The following is a 17,826-nucleotide window of genomic DNA, read 5'->3' as shown; positions in this document are numbered from 1 at the left end:
TTATACCAGAATTTAACTTTGATGCATAGTATTCGTTTGACCCCCGGTTGACGCCACCAGCTGGCCGATGCTCTCCCGGCCGAGCAGGCGCCCCACGGGGAAGTCGATGCCCATGGCGGTCCGTATACGCTGCCGCAGTCTCACGGCCGTGATGGAGTCGAGCCCGAGCTCGCGCAACGGGCGTCGGCGGTCGATGCGTTCGGGCGTCATTCCGAGGAGCGCCGCGGCGTGCGCCAGAACGGCCGCCTCGCCGTCGGCGGCCGGCTTGGGCGCAGGTTCGTTCGCGGTCTCCGCTGTCGGTGGGGCCGGCCTGGCCGCCCCTACGACCTCTCGCCGTGGCGAGGCGTCCCGAGCGTCCGTCGCCCCTGTCGCGCCTGCTGCGCCGGTCAGCCGCAAGAGCTGGATCCCGTGCAGCTCTGCCAGTACGTGTTCCCCGTTGTCCGCGTGGATCACGACGTCCGCGCGGACAACGGAGTCCCAGGAAGCCGTGTCGTGGTCCGCCGCCGGTCGGAGCACGGCCGAGCTCCACACCGGCTTCGCCAGGTCGGCCGAGTCGCCGTGCACCTTCACGGAGTCGATGCCGACGGGCACATAGGTGTAGCTCGTGCCGCCCGGTCCGCTGCGGGGCAGTACCGCGAGCAGCGGCTGCAGCGGGATCTCCCATGCCTCGCGGTGTCCGGGTTCCGGCAGGCGCATCCGGGCCACAGCGCGGTCCGCCCGTCGCCAGAGCCGGCAGACGCCCGCGAGGTGGTCGGGGATCTCGTATCCGTACCCCCGGATCTCGTCGTAGAAGTCCGGTCCTGGCAGGTACTCGGTGCAGTGTGCGAGTAACGCGTCCAGGCTTCGGGTCGTGGCGCTGCCCTTGGGCGGGGACGAGGTGACGCGGGCCGTCAGGCAGGTCCGGGCCGGTTCGCCGGTCGACCTCGGGCCGACGATCTGGACCGTCACGAGGTGGTCGGCGCCCTCGGGACGCAGCTTGACCCGGAGGGAGGCCCCGTGTGCCTGCCGGCGGTCGACCGGTTCTCCGGTCAGTGCAATGTCCTCAAGGCGGTGTGGTCCGCCGAGTTCGGAACGCGCCGCGCTCAGGACGGCGTCGACGTACAGCATCGGCGGTATGACGGTCGTGCCGCGGAACGACACCCCCGACTCCTCGATGTCCAGCGGTCGTTCATAGGTGAAACCGGTGGCCGCCGGGAGGGCTGCCGGTTCCCGCAGGTGCTCGTTGTCCCAGGGGTATCGGGGCAGTGGCACGGGGCGGGCCGCGCCCCGGAACCAGCGGGAGAAGTCGATGCCGGCACCGGCGGCGTGGAGGCGTCCGGCCGCGCGGGCGAGCTCGACGCCTTCGTGCTCCTTGCGGTGCAGGGAAGCGACGGTGAGGGACGGGGTGTCGATCGCGTCCAGGGTCTCCTCCACGGCCGAGGTCAGCAGCGGGTGCGGGCTGATCTCCAGGAAGACGCTCTCCTGCTGCTTCGCGAGCTGCGCCACGGCACCGGCGAACCGCACGGGGCGCCGCAGGTTGTCCATCCAGTACCCGGCGTCGAGGGCCGTCCCGGGGACGGACTCGGCACGCACGGTGGAGTAGAGCGGCAGCGATGTCTCGCGCGGCTCGATGTCGCTCAGGGCGTCGAGCAGCTCGGACCGCAGCGCGTCCATGTCCGGGGAGTGGGAGGCCACGCTGACGTTGACGAACCGGGCCAGCCGACCGCGCTCCGCCATGCCCTCGGCGAGCCTGCCGAGGCTTTCCGGATCTCCGGCGAGGACGGTGGAGTGCGGTGAGTTCTCCACCGCGACGCACAGTTGGCCGGGATACCGGGCGGCGGCCAGCTCGGCCTCGTCCGGGGACAGGTCGGTGGCCAGCATCCGCCCCCGCCCGCCGAGCCGGCGCATGAGTCGGCTGCGGCGGCAGATGACGGCGGCGGCGTCGCGCACCGGCAGAGCGCCGGCGACCACGGCGGCGGCCGTCTCGCCCATGCTGTGCCCGATGCACGCCGAAGGGCTGACACCGAGATCCCGCCAGAGGGAGGCCAGCGAGACCTCCATCGCCCACAGAGCCGGCTGGACCACGTCGATCTCGGTGGGAAAGTCCTCCTGCTCGCGCTTCAGCAACTCGATGACGGACCAGCCCAGTTCGGCCTGGATCGCGGCATCGCACTCGGCCATACGGTCGCGGAAGGCGGGGAAGGCCTCCAGCAGCCTGCGCCCCATGCCCGGCCACTGCGCGCCCTGCCCCGGGAAGACGAACACCGTCTGCCGCTCCGCGCCGAAGCCGGCCTCGCCGCGTCCGCCGTCGGCGATCTCCTCGCCGGCCGCCAGCGCCTCCAGCCGGTCGGCGACCTCCTCGTGGCTGCCGCCGATCACCCACATCCGGTACGGGTGGTGGTCGCGGCGCAGCGCGGCCGCGGCGCAGAGGTCGCGCAGGGGCTCCTGACGGCCCGCGCCACCGGGCCGCAGATGGCGGGCGTAGGCCGTCGCGAGCCGCTCCAGGGACCGCTGCGAACGAGCGCTGATCACCAGCAGCTCGGGGCGCTCGTCCGCGGTGGCGGGTGCGGCCTCGGCAGTGGGGCCGGAAGGGTAACGGCCCACGACGACATGGGCGTTGGTTCCCGACAGGCCGAAGGAGCTGACCCCGAGGTATGTCTCGGCGCGGTCTTCGAGGGGTTCGTTCTCGGTGACCACGTGGAGGGGGGAGTCCGGGTCGTCGAGCAGCGGGTGCGGAGTGTTCAGGTGAAGCGAGGCGGGGATCACGCCGTTGCGGGCGATCAGGACGGTCTTGATCAGCCCTGCGATGCCGGCGGCCGCCTCGGCATGGCCGATGTTGCTCTTCACCGACCCGGTCCGAAGCGGCCGGTCCGGGTCGCGCTCCGCGCCCATCACCGCTGCCAGCGCGGACAGTTCCACCGTGTCCCCGACGCAGGTGCCGGTGCCGTGCGCCTCCACGTAGCTGAGGTCGGCCGGGGTTATCCCGGAGCTGCGGCAGGCCTCGCGGAGCATCTCGGCCTGGCCCGATACGGAGGGCTTGACCAGCAGCCCGCTGCTGCGCCCGTCGTTGTTCACCGCGCTGCCGGCGAGCACCGCCAGTACCGGGTCGCCGTCGCGCCGGGCGTCCGCGAGGCGCTTGAGCAGCACGACACCGACACCGTCACTGCGCACGAACCCGCCGGCATCGGCGTCGGCGAAGGCGCAGCGCCCCTCCGGCGAGAGCATGTCCGCCTGCGAGTAGGCGATGGAGTCCCGGGGTGAGAGGACCACGTTGGCGCCGCCGACGACGGCGAGGTCGCTCTCCCCGGTGAGCAGGCTCTGCCGGGCCAGGTGCACCGCCACCAGGGACGAGGAGCAGGCGGTGTCCAGCACGATGCTGGGGCCGCGCAGGTCCAGGGCGTACGAGATGCGTCCCGAGGCCATCGCCCGCAACTGGCTGCTGATGGTGCGCCGGATGTCCTGCTCGGTCGGCGGCCGGTACTCGTCGCCGTATTCGGCGGTCGCCTGGCCGACGAAGACACCGGTCCGGCTGCCCGCGAGGGCGGAGGGGCGGATGCCCGCGTCCTCCAGCGCCTCCCACACGACCTGGAGCAGGACGCGGTGCTGTGGGTCGATGGCGCGGGCTTCAGCGGGCGAGATGCCGAAGAAGCCGGGGTCGAAGGCGAAGGGATCGTCGATGAACCCGCCCTTTGCCGATACCGACTTGCCCGGGGCGGCCCGGTCGGCAGCGTGGTACGCGGCCGCGTCGTACCGGTCGCCCGGAACCGCCGTGACGCTGTCGGCATTGCCGATCAGGTGCTCCCAGAACTCGTCGACGTTCGAGGCACCAGCGAACCTGCACCCCAGTCCGATGACAGCGATCGAGCGATCGGACGCTACTTCGGGCTGATCCATGTGGCGTACCTGCCTTCATGTGTGAGCGAAGCATCGGTGCTGCAGGAGTGATAGTCGTTCAATCATTGATGCGAGGTCAAGATTGAACCCGCGCGTCTACTTGCATCGCCGACTTCCATCGCCGGTCACCGCATACGCCCCTCACCTGCGCCGCACGGCTGTTCGGCGCGCAGGTGACACCTCCGAGCACGGCTCAGACCCTGCTCACTTACTTGGCTTTCAGTTAAAAGTGATACTTGCGTCCAACCTCAACTCGTGGTCCTATCTTGTCTGGCAGTTGACCAATCTCAAGGAGGCACCCGACATGCCGAGTGCGGAGATACGGATCAGCGGCGGCGATGCCGACGTCGCGTACACCATCAACGGCAGCGGCCCGGCTCTGCTGCTGGTGCACGGCACCGGAACCCGCGGTGACGCCTGGGCCCAGCAGGTCGAGGACCTGAAGGGGCAGTTCACCGTCGTCACCCCGGACCTGTCCGGTTCCGGCAGAACGGTCGACCACGGCGGGCCGCTGACCCTGGGCGACCTGGTCGCCGAGGTGCTGGCGGTGGCCGACCACGCCGGCCTCGACACCTTCCACCTCGCCGGCCACTCCCTCGGCGGAGTGGTGGCGCTCCTCCTCGCGGCCGAGCATCCCGAGCGCGTCCGCTCGGTCGTCTCGCACGCCGGCTGGGCGTACACCGACGAGCGGATGACGGCCGACTTCCGCTACTGCCTCGATCTGCTGCGCACCGACGCGGAGTTGGGGACCTCGCTCGTCCCGCAGATGTTCCCGCTGGCCACCCTCGGCCCCCGGTACTGGGCGGCGACGGACGAGACCTCGCACCAGAAGCTCGTCCAGCAGATCGCGGAGAGCGCCCAGCCCGGCACCACGCGGCAGTTCGAGGTCGGCCTCACCGTCGACCTGCGTCCGCTGCTCGGCCGCATCGCCGCGCCGGCGCTGGTGTTCGCCAGCACACACGACCGCGTCTGCGGAGCGGACCAGCAGCAGTTGCTGCGCGACGGGATCCCCGGTTCGTCCTACGCCGAGATCGACACGGGCCACAACGCGCTGGCGGAGGACCCTCAGGGGTTCACCGCGGTGCTCGGCTCGTTCCTCTCACAACACACCGGCGCCTGAGAACGGCGTCCACGGATCCGGGCCCCCGGGTCCCCGCAACACACCGAATGTTGGAGGAAGTTCATGTCCGTTTGGCTGATCACCGGCAGCTCCCGCGGCTTTGGCCTGCACATCGCCCGGGAGGCGCTGGCCCGCGGTCATCAGGTCGTCGCGACGGCGCGCGACCCTGAGGTCGTGCGCGCCGCGCTCGGCGAGGACAGCGGTGAGGTGCTGGCCCTGCCGCTCGACGTGACCGACGAGCGGCAGGCACAGGAGGTGGCGCAGGCCGCGGTCGACCGCTTCGGCCGGATCGACGTCCTGGTGAACAACGCCGGCCGGGGGCTGCTCGGCGCCGTGGAGGAGGCCTCGGACGCCGAGGCGCGCGCGGTCTTCGACGTCAATGTCTTCGGTCTGCTCGCCGTCACCCGGGCGGTGCTGCCGCACCTGCGCCGACAGCGCGCCGGCCGGATCCTCAACATCAGTTCTGTGGGCGGATTCACCGCCGGCTCGGGCTGGGGCGTCTACAACAGCACCAAGTTCGCCATCGAGGGCCTCAGCGAGGCCCTGCGCGCCGACCTCGCCCCGCTCGGCATCCACGTCACCATCATCGAGCCCGGAGTCTTCCGCACCGATTTCCTCGACGACTCCTCGCTGCGCCGCACCACCCCGATCGACGACTACGCGGGGACCGTCGGCAAGACCCGCGAGTGGGCGCTGGAGAAGAACCACCAGCAGCCCGGCGACCCGGTCAAGGCCGCCCGGGCGATCGTCGCCGTGGCCGCGTCGGACGCGCCCCCGATGCGCCTGCCGCTCGGCGCGGACTGCGTCGCCCGCGTCGAGAGCAAGCTTGAGGCCGTCGCCAAGGAGCTCGACGCCTGGCGGGACACCGCGCTGGACACCGCCATCTGATCCGACCGTCTCCGGAAAGGAGGACTCCGATGCGCTCGGTGAGCTCCGCCGGGCGGGTGGACCCGCGCGTCTGGCTGCTCGCGCTGGGAACATTCGCAACCGGTACCGACCTGTTCATCGTCGCCGGACTGCTGCCCGCAGTGGGACGGGAACTGCACCTCTCGACGGCACTCGCGGGCCAGACCAGCACCGCGTTCGCCGCCTCGTACGCGGTGGGAGCGCCGATCCTGGCCGGACTCACCGCCAAGGTCCGGCGCAAGCCGCTGCTCATCGCGGTGATGCTGGTCTTCGGCCTCGGCAACGTCCTGTCGGCCGTCTCCACCAGCTTCACCATGCTGCTGATCAGCCGTGTGATCACCGGTTCGGGCGCCGCTCTGTACTCCGCCAACGCCTCCGCGGTCGCCGCCCGCATCAGCCCGCCCGAGGTGCGTGGCCGGGCACTGGCCATCGTCTACGCGGGCATGACCAGCGCCATCGCCTTCGGGGTGCCGATCGGCAACTGGATCGGCGAACTCTCCTCCTGGCGTTGGGCGTTCGGCCTGGTTGCCTTCCTCGCGGCCTTGACGGTCGTAGGCATCCAGTTCTTCCTGCCGGACGTGCCCACCGGGCCCGTTGCCACGGTGCGGGAGCGGATCGCCGCGATCCGGATCCCGCAGGCTCCCACGCACCTGATGGTCACCGCCGTGTGGACCGCCGGCACGTTCACCGTCTACACCTATCTCGGCACCATCCTGGAGCAGGTCACAGGACTGTCCGCCGGTGAGCAGTCGTGGGTTCTCCTGCTCTTCGGCGTCGGCAGTTTCGGTGGGGTCTTCGTGGGCGGCCGGCTGGCCGACCGGTTCGGTTCGGTCGTCGGCCTCACGATCACCATCAGCGCGCTGGCCGTCTGGCTGGTCGTGCTCACCCCGGCCATCCGCTGGCCGCTGGCCGCGGCGGTCGCCGTCGGAGTGTGGGGGCTGGTGCACTGGCCCAGCTTCCCGTTGCTGCTGCACCGGGCCCTGGGTATCGGCGGAGACCGCGGCGACATGCTCCTCGCGCTGAACAACAGCGCCGTCTACGTGGGCCAGATGTTCGCCGCCGCGGTCGGCGGGCTGCTGGCCAACGCGGGCATGATCCGCTGGAACCCCCTGGCCGGCGCCGGCTTCGAGGTGCTCGCCGGCCTCGCCCTCGCCGTCAGCGTCGGCGCGTTCCGCCGCCGCAAGCGCCCGCTGCCGGCGGCGGCGAACAAGGAGACCGAGGAGTCCAGCCCCGTGCTGCGCGGGTGAACCGTGCCCCGGCTGTGCTCCGGCAAGATCCCCCGCCGTATCCCCGACGGACAGGTGCCAACGACGGAATCCCCTCCCGAAGGAAGGACTCAGCATGCCCGCACACCAGGAGATGGAGGTCGCGGTCGGGCCGCGCCTCGCCCCGGAGGTCCGCGCCCTCGCGGACGGACCGAACTTCGCCGCCCTGACCACCCTGATGCGCGACGGAACCCCGCAGACCCAGATCGTGTGGGTCTCCACCGCGGGTGACTACCTCGCCCTCAACAGCGAGGTGGCCCGGCAGAAGGTGCGCAACCTGCGCCGCGACCCGCGGGCCACCGTCACCATCTGGCAGCACGACGACCCCCTGAACTTCGCCGAGATACGCGGCCGGGTGGTCAAGGAGATCCTCGGCGCCGAGGCCCGCGACCACATCGACGAGCTGTCCCGCAAATACCTGGGCGGCCCCTTCGCCGACGAGTTCATCGCCTCGGACCGCGTGATGCTCCTCGTCGAACCCGACCGGCAGCTCGTCCGCGACCACGCGCGCTGGGTGGCGGGCCTGCCCCAGCAGTAACACCGGCACCAGCACCAGCACCAGTGACCCGGAATCGTCCACTCATACGTGAGGAGTCACAGTGAAACGTCGCATCCTGATCATCGGAGGGGGTATCGGCGGCCTTGCCGCCGGTGCCGCGCTCGGACAGCAGGGCATAGATACCACCGTCGTCGAGATCCAGTCGGAGAACCTCGTCGCCGGCGTCGGTATCAACATCCCGGGCAACGCCTTGCGGGCCCTGAAACAGCTCGGCCTGCTCGACGACGTTCTCGGCCACGGCTTCACCTTCGACCGTGTCGATTTCCACGACTCGGCCTCCCGGCTGCTGCTCGCGCTGCAGTCGAAGCTGGGGGTCGGCGGCGTACCCGCCAACTGCGCCATCCAGCGCAGGGATCTGGCCCGGATCCTGGAGAAGGCCTGTGTCGACGTAGGAACCAAGATCCACTACGGCACGTCCGTGGACACGATGCAGACCACCGCGGACGGCGGGGTCTCGGCCACCCTCACCGACGGCAGCACCGAACACTACGACCTCGTGGTCGCGTTCGACGGAATCCGGTCCTCCTTCCGCAAGGCGGCCCTCGGCGTCGAGCCCCGGTTCACCGGCTACTCGGTGTGGCGGGTGGCCATCGAGCGGCACGCCGACGTCACCCGGAACATGTACTTCCAGGGTATGGGCACCAAAGCGGGCCTCTTCCCGCTCAACGAGGACGTCATGTACCTGCTGCACGTGACGCCGGAGCCGGGCAATCCGCGCCACCCGAGGGAGCACTTCTACGGCCATCTCACCGAGCGGCTGGCCGGCTACACAGGTCTGATCGGCGATCTGCGCGACAGCATCAAGCCCGACGACGACATCGTGTACGCGCCGATCGAGGAGGTGCTCCTCCCGCTGCCCTGGTACCACGAAGGGCTGCTGCTGCTCGGCGATGCCGCCCACGCCATGGCGCCGCACCGTACCCAGGGCGCGGCCATGGCCATCGAGGACGCCGTCGTACTCGGCGAGACGCTCGGCCGGGACGGTGAACTCCGTGGTCTGCTCGCCGAGTTCCAGGAACGCCGCTTCGCCCGCGCCAAGATCGCCCAGGACGCCTCCCGCAACATCCTCCTGGCCGAGATGAACACCGCCGACCAGGCATCCCTCGACCGGCAGACCGACTTCCTCAGGAACGGCCTGGAAGCGGTGGCCCATCAGGTGGACGACGCGCTCAACCAGCCGTTCTGACGCCGCACCGCCCCGAAGGGACGAAAGCGTGACCATACCCCCTGCTCACCCGCCCGCCCCGCACCGGCCACCTTCCGGTGAGGCCGACTTCGACGCCCATGTGCGCGCCATGATGGCCTGGCACTTCGACGACCGCACGGGCTCACCGTTCTGGCTCGCCCGCCGCGCACAGCTGGGCTTCGACCCGCGCACCGATGTCACCGGCGCGGCCGACCTGCTGCGCTTTCCCGATGTCAGTCGCGAACTGCGCACCGTCCCTGCGGCCGACCTCATACCCCGGGGAGCCGCGCCGGGCCAGGTCTTCCGCGTCTTCGAGTCCGGCGGCACCACCGGCGCCCCCAAGCGGATCATCGACGGCAACTACCGCTCCCGGATGGGCGCCTGGACACGGCAACGGCTGACCGACCACGGCGTACCGGAGACCGGCGACTGGCTGCACCTGGGACCCACCGGCCCGCACGTGGTGGCCTTCGACACCTCGCGGTACGCGGAGCCCGCCGGCGGCCTGTGCTACACCGTCGACCTCGACCCGCGCTGGGTCAAACGCCTGCTCGGCTCAGGACGGCAGCAGGAGGCCGACGACTACATCGACCATCTCCTCGACCAGGCCCGCGAGGTCCTGCTGAGCCAGCCGGTGCGGGTCCTGAGCACCACGCCCCCGCTCATCGAGGCCATCTGCGCGCGGCCGGACCTGTACGAACTCGTCGCATCCCACGTCGAGGCCATCATCTGGGCCGGCACCTCCTTCAGCACGGAGAGCCTGCGCCTGGTCCAGGAGGACTTCTTCCCCGACGCCCGCCTGGTCGGGATCTACGGGAACAGCCTCATGGGTGTGGCCCCGCAGCGCGTGCGCACCCCGGATGACGCCTATGCCTGTGTCTTCGAGCCGTTCTCCGAGACCACCCGCCTGGACCTGGTGGACGAGGACGGCGAGCTGGTCGGCTACGGCGAGCGCGGCCGGGTCAGGGTGAACCTGGTCAGCGAGGAGATGTTCCTGCCCAACGTGCTGGAGCGGGACAGGGCCGTGCGGGTCCGGCCGGCCTCGGAGGGTGGCGCCGACGGCCTCGCGGAGGTGGCGAGCGTGGCGACCTACGAGGACGCCGACGTCGTGGAGGGGGTGTACTGAGTGCTCGTCATCGATCCCTTCGTCGCCGGTGAGAACCGGCCGAGCGCCGACCGCGGCGTCCTGAGAGACGTGCACGGCGAACCGCTCGCGGACGTCGGCCTCGCCCCCAGGCTGGCCGCCCAGGCCGCCGTCAACCGGCTGCGCCGCTCCGCCGACGGCCTGCCCCCCGATCCGGAGGTGTTCCGCACGGCCGCGCGACTGTTCGCGACGGCCGAGCTGAACGGCGAGAGCGCCGATGACTATGTGCACCACACTGTGCGCGCCACCGGTCTCGCGTCCACCACGGTCCGCCGTGCCCTGACGGACATGGCCACCGAGATCGAGGAACTGCCCGCCACCACCGCGGCGGACCTGCCCGCCGCGCAGTTGCGTCCGACCCACCGTGTCCACCGGGCGCCGTCGGGCCGGGTCTTCACCGCCGTGATGGCCAGCAACCACCCGCTGCCGCATGCCACTTGGGTGCAGCCGCTCTACCACGGCTACAGCGTCGCCGTCCGGCCCGGCAGCCGCGATCCGTTCACCCCGCGCCGGCTGTCCGCCGCACTGCTGTCCGCCGGGCTGCCACCGGACAAGCTGGCCTTCCTGCCGAGCCCGCACGCCGTCGGCTCGTTCCTGCTGAACGCCGCGGACCGCGGCATCATCTACGGCAACGAGCAGGCGGTGAGCACCTGGACCGATCACGCGCGGGTGGCCACCCGCGGCCCCGGGCGCTCCCGGGCCCTGCTCGACGTGCCGCTGACCGATGCCCTCCTGGAACACCTGACGATCAGCGCCGCCTTCGACGGCGGCACCCGTTGCACCAACCTCTCGGCGATCCTGACCAGCAACGACGTCCACGACACCGCGGCCCGGCTCGCCGAACGGCTGGCGCGCGTCCCGGTGCTGCCCGCCGCGGACCCGGAGAGCGTGCTCCTCGTCGTCGACCGCGAGCGCGCCGACGCGCTGCGCCGGCAGATGGCGAAGCTGGCCACCGAACTCACGGACCACAGCACCCCGCTGTACGGCGGCGACTTCCTCGTCGACCTCGGCGACGGCTCCTTCCTGCCGCGCCCCATGGTCCTCACCGCCGACCGCGCGGACCATCCGGCCATCGGTACGGAGCTGGGCTTCCCGTTCGTCGTGGTCGCCCCCTGGAGCCCGGCCGACGGCATAGCGCCACTGCGGCCGGCACTGGTGCTCAACCTGCTGACCGACGACGTCGCGATCACCGGGCAGGCCCTGCTCGACCACTCCGTCCGGAAGATCACTGACGGTGCCGTCCTGCCCTGGGACCTGGTGCCGGGCATGCCGCACGACGGCAACTACACCGAGTTCCTCCTGGACGCCAAGGGCGTCGTCACACCGGCCGGCTGACCCGGCCCCCGACCGCTCACCACACCATCGGGAGACTTGCCATGTCCAGCACAACCCGGACGACCGTGCCCGCGTCCGCGCGCTTCGCACGGCTGCCCTCGCTGACCGGCATGCGGTTCTTCGCCGCGTTCGCGGTTTTCCTCTTCCACTCCACCCTGCCGCCGTACACACCCTTCAGCGGCGGCACCGCCGAGTCCGTCACGCACGCCGTCAGCAAGGCGGGCTGGCTGGGTGTCGGGTTCTTCTTCGTGCTCAGCGGATTCGTGCTGACCTGGTCGGCACGCCCGGGCGACAGGCCCCGGCAGTTCCTGCGGCGCCGGCTCGTGAAGATCTACCCCAACCACGTGGTGACCTTCGTCGCCGCGCTGGTGCTGTTCGCCTGGGCCAAGAACACCTGGAAGCAGGAGCTGCCCAACCTGCTGCTGCTGCACACGTGGATCCCGGACGCGAAGACGTTCCAGAGCGTCAACCCGCCCAGCTGGTCGCTCTCCGTCGAGGTCGTCTTCTACCTCTGCTTCCCCTGGCTGCACCGGGCGATCCAGCGCATCCGGCCGGAGCGGCTGTGGCTGTGGGTGGGCATCCTGGGCGTCGCCGTGTTCGTCATCCCGGCCATCGCGTACGCGGCCCTGCCCGGCTCGCCCTCCATGCCGCTGGGGTTCAAGGCCTCCGTGTGGCAGTACTGGTTCGTCTGGCAGCTGCCGCCGTTCCGGATGATCGAGTTCGCCGTGGGCATCCTGATGGCTCGCATCGTCATGACCGGCCGCTGGATCAACCTCCCCGTCACCCCGGCGCTGCTCCTGGTCGCCGTCGCCTACGTGGTCGAACTGCTGTGGGTGCCGTGGCTGTACGCGATGAGCGCCGTGACGCTGATCCCGGTCGCGCTGCTGATAGCCGCGATGGCCACGACCGACATCTCGGGCCGGTACTCGTTCCTGCGGTACCGGGCCTTCGTGTGGCTCGGCGAGGTCTCGTTCGCCTTCTACCTGGTCCACGACATCACCGTGCACGTCTTCGTCGAGCGCTTCGGCCTCAGCCCGGTGCACAGCGCCCCGGCCGCGGCCGGGCTGCTCGCCCTGGAGGCGGGCATCAGCGTCTTCTTCTCCTGGCTCCTCTACATCGGCGTGGAGCAGCCGCTGGTGAACCGCTTCGGGCGCACCCGCCCGCAGCTGCCGCGCGACTCCGCGAGCGACACCGCCGGCACCGCCAGCACCGAGCCCGACGACAAGCCGACCGAAGCGGTACAGGCGCACTGACGCGCGCCTCACCTCAGCCGGAGAGGTGGTCGCGCCACATCCCCCGAGCGTGGCCACCTCTCCCCCGCACCGGCGCGATCGCCGGATGTTCCCTCTCCAGCACACTACGGGCAGCCCAGGAGACCAATGATGACCACGCTCCAGCAGACGCTCGAACTGGGCGCCAGCACCCGCATGCTGCTGGCCGGTGACGGCTCCACCACCCTGCTCCTGCAGGCCCTCACCGGCCACGACCTGTCGATCCGGGTCGACGCCCAGGGCGATTCCCCGGCCGGCCGGCTCCCGCCCGGCATACGTTCCGCGCTCGAACTCGCGGACACCGCAGTCGTTCTGGAGCGCCGCTCCTGCCTGGTGACCTCCGAGCAGGAGGTGGTCAGCATCAACCGGGTGGTGTTCGACGAGGTCGCCCGCAGCTGGATGGGGGTGCCCGACCCCGTCACCCCCATCGGTCTCCAGTTCCGTGAGCAGCAGGTGCACCAGCACCGTGAGCAGCTGTCCACCGGGCTCATGCGCTGGCGGGACAGCCTCACCGAGCGGTGGGTGGACTCCGCCTTCAAGGAGTACGTCATCCACTACGCCGCCGGTGGACGGGCCTATGTGCACGAGCAGTTCAACCCGCACATGGTCCAGCTCGCGAACGACAGGGCCTAGGCCCGGGTTGCCACCCGCCTGATCGCCGTTCACCACAGCGGAAGGAACTCTCATGTCCCAGGCCCTCGCGGCCGCCGAAGAAGCGGCCCGTATCCCGCACTCCCACGCCGGCGACCAGACCGGCTGGCGCTTCTACCGGGCGGGCCAGCAGCCCTCCTGGGTGGATCCGGCCCGGCGTGACGAGGTCTGCGCCGACCTCTCCGCCCGTCCTGTCCTGACCCGGCTGCCCGACCTGCTCCAGCTGCGTCGCGAGCTCGCCGACGTCGCGGCCGGCGACGGCCATGTGCTGCAGGCCGGCGACTGCGCGGAGAGCTTCGCGGAGTGCACGCCCGAGCACGCCGCCCTTAAGGAGGTCGCCCTCGCGCGCCTCGCGGGCGTCCTCGCCGCCCCGACCGGACTTCCCGTCGTCCGGATCGGCAGACTGGCGGGCCAGTTCGCCAAACCCCGGTCCGCTCCCACCGAGGACGTGGACGGCCGACCGCTTCCGGCCTTCCGCGGCCACATCGTCAACTCCGAGGCCTCGGACCCGGTGTCCCGCAGGCACGACCCCGACCGCATGCTGCGCGCCTACCGGGCCGCCAAGACAGTGGCCGACACCCTCGACAATCCAACGGCCGGACAGCGCACCTGGATCAGCCATGAGGCCCTGGTGATGGACTACGAGACCGCCCTGGTGCGGTTCGACGAGTCCACGGGCGGCTGGTTCCTGGGCTCCACCCACCTCCCGTGGATCGGAGAGCGCACCCGGCACAGCGAAGGAGCGCACGTCCGGTTGCTGGCGGACGTGATGAATCCGGTGGCCTGCAAGGTGAGCGGCAAAGGGAAGGAGCGGGACCTGCTCGACGTGGTCGGGCGTCTCGACCCCGAACGTGAGCCCGGCCGCCTGACGCTGATCGCGCGGTTCGGGAAGGACGACGTGCGCACGCTGCTCCCGGCTCTCGCGCGCGCCGTGAAGAACGCGGGTCACCCCGTCGTCTGGCTCTGCGACCCGATGCACGGCAACACGTACAAAGCCGCGAACGGGCTCAAGACCCGGCGCCTCGCGGATGTCTCCGACGAGATCCGGGGTTTTGTCTCCGCCCTGCGCGGCGTCGGGATCCGCCCCGGCGGCCTGCATCTGGAGACCACCCCCGAGGACGTCACCGAGTGCGTGGGCGCGGACGTGCCGGACGAGGCTGCCCTGACGTCGCGTTACACCAGCCTCTGCGACCCCCGGCTCAATCCCGTGCAGGCAGGCCTGGCCGTCGACACCTTCGTGTCGGCCCTGTAGAGGAGGCCTCTCATCCACTACGACACCGGGCACCCACCGTTCTGCGTACTCCTCGGCCCCGACTACTCAGGCAAGTCCTCGGCACTCGACCAGCTCGCCCGGACCGCTCCCCAGTGGCGGCCCCTCTCCGTGGACGACACCCGGCTCGCTCCCGAGCACGCCCTCATCGGCCGCCTGCGCCGGAACGTCGTCAAGGATGTGGCGCCGCACCGGAGCGCCTGGTCCCCGGAGTTCCTGGCCACCCTTGTGCAGACCGCCGTCGTCCACCTGCGCGACCAGCTGCTGCGCACCGATGCCGGCACCCCCGTTGTCGTCGACTCCTACTACTACAAGCTGCTGGCGAAATGCCGCCTCGCCGGCGCCGGGAAGAGCCCTCTGCTCGCCTGGTGGCGCACGTTCCCCCGGCCGAGCCGGGTGATCTATCTCGACGTCTCGCCGGAAACGGCCTGGCAGCGCAGTCGGCAGGGGGCCGATCTCAACCTCCTGGAGCACTACGGGCACCGGCCGGACCGGGACGGCTTCGGCCGGTATCAGACCGATCTGGCCAGGGTTCTGAGGGACGAGATCCAGGACCTGCCCGTGACCGTCATCGAGGAAACGGACCGTCCGGAGACCACCGCGGCGGCGATACGGGAGGTACTCACCCATGAGTTCGGCTGATGCCTGGGCCGACCCCGCCCGACTGCGGCGCTACCGCGAGCGCGTCTTCGCCGAACGGCAGGCTCTGCGGGACACGTTCGCCGACCCGGCCGGCCACCAGCGGCGGGTACTGGGCGACCTGCTGGAGTTCAACGCGGGTACGGAGTACGGAAAGCGGCACGGTTTCGCCGGCATCCGCACCCTCGACGACTACCGCAAGGCCGTCCCCGTACAGACGTATGCCGATCTCGAACCGTGGATCGAGCGGGCCGCGGGCGGCGAGCGGAACGTACTCACCGCCGACCGCCCCGCGGTGTTCTTCACCAGCAGCGGCAGCACCGGCGCCCACAAGAAGATCCCGGTGACCCCCCGCTTCATGCGCACGACCTTCTTCCCCTTCTACTACGCCGCATGGGCACCGCTCATCGAGCACTTCCCGGACATCCTGGATGCTCCCGACGCGGTCCTGAATCTGAAGCACGACCCCATCGCGGCCCCGCCCACCACGGCCTCCGGGCGCCCGCACATCGGCGCCAGCCAGGTCGACTTCGGAGCCGCTTTCGGGGAACCGCTGTCCGCGGAGCCCGGCACCGGTGCCCCCTGGGCAACGCTCGGCGTGCCCGTCGCGGCGGATCAGCACGCGGAGAAGATGTATCTGCGGCTGCGCCTGGCGGTGGAGAGCGACGTCCGTTGCGTCATCGGGATCAACCCGGCGATGGTCGCCGCCCTGCCGTACCAGCTGAACCTGTGGTGGTCCCGCATCGTCAAGGAGGTCCGCGACGGCACGCTCGGCGGACTGCCGTACCGCACCCCCAACCCCGTCCGCGCCGCCGAGCTCGATCGCCTCGCCCACCGGCACGGCACCGTGCGCCCCGCCCACATCTGGCCCCGGATGCGTGCCCTGTTCTGCTGGACCACCGGGCCCGCCGCGCTGTATCTCCCGCGGCTGTGCGAGGAGTTCGGCCCCGATGTCGCCGCGCTGCCCGCCCCGGTGGCCGCCTCCGAAGGCCCGGTGGGCGTGGCCCTGGACCGGCATCCCTCCGCCGGCAGCCTGGTGGTGAACGCCTCGGTGTACGAGTTCGCCGACGCCGACCGGGACCTCGGCCCCGACACCGCCACCCTGCAACCCCATGAACTGGAGGCGGACCGCGACTACCACGTGCTGTTCAGCCATGTCGGCGGGCTCTACCGCTACGCGGTCGGCGACGTCGTACGCGTCGTCGACCACCGGGACGGCGTCCCCCGCCTCTCATACGCCGGCCGCGCGAACCGCTCCGACCACGCCGGGGAGCGGCTGCGTGACGCCCAGGTGATCAGGGCCCTGCGCAGCGCGCTGGATGCCACCGGTCTCGCGCTGCGCAACGCCGCCTGCCGGGTCACCGAATCCGCACCCCGGTCCGCGGGTTACGAGTTCGCCGTCGCCCCGCGCACCCCATGGAGCCGGCACGAGTCCGACCGCTTCACCGCCCTCCTCGACGAGGCCCTGCAACGCGAATCGGCCGACTACGGCACGGCACGCACCCGCGGCCGGCTGTCCGCACCGGCACTCCTCCACCTCGACTCCGACGCCTTCCTGAGCGACTGGCAGGCCCAGGTCGAGAGCGGCATCCGGCCCACTCAGGTCAAGGACCGGCTGTTCAGGCAGGACCCGCAGCAGTGGGCCCGGCTGACCGGGCAGGCCCGGAACGGCACGGCGTAGCGGGCCCCGAGCCCGGCCGGCGACGAGCTGCACCGGTCCGGTGCACCCCCACCAACCCGAGGACCGATATGAGCACATCACTGGACGCCGTCGAGCGCACCGCGCTGCTGACCGCCGCCCTGCGCGCCGCCGAGACCAGGCGCGCGGACCGGCTGTACGAGGACCCGCACGCCGCCGATCTCGCCGGAGAGATCGGCCCCGAACTGCTCGCCGAGGTGCGGCACGCCACCTTCCCGCCGGGTCGCGAGCGCACCCTGCCGAGCACCCCCGACTACAACGCGATCCGCACCCGGTTCTTCGACGACTACCTCCAGGAGGCGGCCGAGGACCCGGGCACCACCCAGATCGTGGTGGCCCCGGCCGGCATGGACTCCCGCGCCTACCGCCTCGACTGGCCCGACCGGGTGCGCTGGTTCGAGGTCGACCGGCCGGCCGTACTCGCGTACAAGGACGAGCGGTTCGGGACGGCCGAGCCGCGCACGGACCACCGGAAGGTCGCCGTCGACCTCACCTCGCCCGACTGGGAGGCATGCCTGGAGGCCGCGGGATACGACCCCACCGTCCCCTCCACCTGGCTGCTCGAAGGGCTCCTCTACTACCTCCCCGAGCCCGACGCCCACCGCGTCCTCGCGCGGGTCGCCGCGATCTCGGCCCCCGGCAGCCGGGTCGCCGCCGACATCGTCAACTCCGCCGCCCTGACACTCCCCCACATGCGTGGTCTGCTCGATGTCTTCAGCGGCTGGGGCTGCCCCTGGCTGTTCGGCACGGACGAGCCGGAGGAGTTCTTCGACCGCTACGGATTCGACGTGCGGGCGACCCAACCCGGGGAAGCGGGCGCCGACTTCGGGCGGTGGCCCGATCCGGTGCCCCCGCGCAGCGAGCGCGACGTACGCCGGGTCTTCTTCGTCCACGGGCGGCGGCGCTGA

14 protein-coding genes are annotated in these 17,826 nt (G+C 71.0%); 13 read left to right on the top strand and 1 reads right to left on the bottom strand.

Annotated elements, in window-relative coordinates; translation table 11 throughout:
- Positions 1 to 12 precede the first annotated feature (12 nt).
- Positions 13 to 3,873 (bottom strand): acyltransferase domain-containing protein, encoded by a 3,861-nt coding sequence (locus AB0I69_RS17855; protein ID WP_363096564.1) that lies wholly within the window; start codon positions 3,871 to 3,873, stop codon positions 13 to 15.
- A 304-nt stretch (positions 3,874 to 4,177) separates the two neighbouring features.
- Here AB0I69_RS17855 and AB0I69_RS17850 point away from each other — a divergent pair, with 304 nt between their 5' ends.
- The 13 genes from AB0I69_RS17850 to AB0I69_RS17790 all read left to right on the top strand — a co-directional run bounded on the left by AB0I69_RS17850 (position 4,178) and on the right by AB0I69_RS17790 (position 17,826).
- The gene (locus tag AB0I69_RS17850) at positions 4,178 to 4,993 is read left to right on the top strand and encodes an alpha/beta hydrolase (RefSeq protein WP_363096563.1); all 816 of its coding nucleotides are present in this window, start codon (positions 4,178 to 4,180) and stop codon (positions 4,991 to 4,993) included.
- Between the two features lie 63 nt (positions 4,994 to 5,056).
- Positions 5,057 to 5,881, top strand: a complete 825-nt coding sequence (locus AB0I69_RS17845; protein ID WP_363096562.1) for an oxidoreductase — start codon at positions 5,057 to 5,059, stop codon at positions 5,879 to 5,881.
- Positions 5,882 to 5,910: 29 nt separating this feature from the next.
- The gene (locus AB0I69_RS17840) at positions 5,911 to 7,146 is read left to right on the top strand and encodes an MFS transporter (RefSeq protein WP_363096561.1); all 1,236 of its coding nucleotides are present in this window, start codon (positions 5,911 to 5,913) and stop codon (positions 7,144 to 7,146) included.
- A gap of 94 nt (positions 7,147 to 7,240) precedes the next feature.
- Positions 7,241 to 7,702 carry a PPOX class F420-dependent oxidoreductase gene (locus AB0I69_RS17835; RefSeq protein ID WP_363096560.1) on the top strand — a complete coding sequence of 154 codons (462 nt, stop codon included), beginning with the start codon at positions 7,241 to 7,243 and terminating at the stop codon, positions 7,700 to 7,702.
- Between the two features lie 61 nt (positions 7,703 to 7,763).
- Positions 7,764 to 8,909, top strand: coding sequence for an FAD-dependent monooxygenase (locus tag AB0I69_RS17830; protein WP_363096559.1), 1,146 nt, complete (start codon positions 7,764 to 7,766; stop codon positions 8,907 to 8,909).
- 28 nt (positions 8,910 to 8,937) lie between these two features.
- Positions 8,938 to 10,035 carry a phenazine biosynthesis protein gene (locus AB0I69_RS17825; protein ID WP_363096558.1) on the top strand — a complete coding sequence of 366 codons (1,098 nt, stop codon included), beginning with the start codon at positions 8,938 to 8,940 and terminating at the stop codon, positions 10,033 to 10,035.
- On the top strand, positions 10,036 to 11,388 hold the full coding sequence (locus AB0I69_RS17820) for an aldehyde dehydrogenase family protein (RefSeq protein WP_363096557.1): 1,353 nt from the start codon (positions 10,036 to 10,038) through the stop codon (positions 11,386 to 11,388).
- 41 nt (positions 11,389 to 11,429) lie between these two features.
- A complete protein-coding gene (locus AB0I69_RS17815) occupies positions 11,430 to 12,641 on the top strand; it encodes an acyltransferase (protein WP_363096556.1) in 1,212 nt (403 codons plus the stop codon).
- Between the two features lie 129 nt (positions 12,642 to 12,770).
- Complete coding sequence (locus AB0I69_RS17810; protein WP_363096555.1) at positions 12,771 to 13,292, top strand: hypothetical protein; 522 nt, start codon at positions 12,771 to 12,773, stop codon at positions 13,290 to 13,292.
- Between the two features lie 52 nt (positions 13,293 to 13,344).
- Complete coding sequence (locus tag AB0I69_RS17805; protein WP_363096554.1) at positions 13,345 to 14,562, top strand: 3-deoxy-7-phosphoheptulonate synthase; 1,218 nt, start codon at positions 13,345 to 13,347, stop codon at positions 14,560 to 14,562.
- Positions 14,563 to 14,691: 129 nt separating this feature from the next.
- Positions 14,692 to 15,222: a hypothetical protein gene (locus tag AB0I69_RS17800; protein WP_363096553.1), complete on the top strand. Its 531-nt coding sequence runs from the start codon at positions 14,692 to 14,694 to the stop codon at positions 15,220 to 15,222.
- On the top strand, positions 15,209 to 16,900 hold the full coding sequence (locus tag AB0I69_RS17795) for a GH3 auxin-responsive promoter family protein (protein WP_363096552.1): 1,692 nt from the start codon (positions 15,209 to 15,211) through the stop codon (positions 16,898 to 16,900). The genes AB0I69_RS17800 and AB0I69_RS17795 overlap by 14 nt, the downstream gene beginning before the upstream one ends.
- A gap of 68 nt (positions 16,901 to 16,968) precedes the next feature.
- Positions 16,969 to 17,826, top strand: coding sequence for an SAM-dependent methyltransferase (locus AB0I69_RS17790; protein ID WP_363096551.1), 858 nt, complete (start codon positions 16,969 to 16,971; stop codon positions 17,824 to 17,826).

It is taken from the genome of Streptomyces sp. NPDC050508 (assembly GCF_040655155.1).
GTDB lineage: Bacteria > Actinomycetota > Actinomycetes > Streptomycetales > Streptomycetaceae > Streptomyces.
The sequence above is the reverse complement of the archived record's forward strand: the minus strand, read 5'-3'. Positions and strand labels throughout refer to the sequence as shown.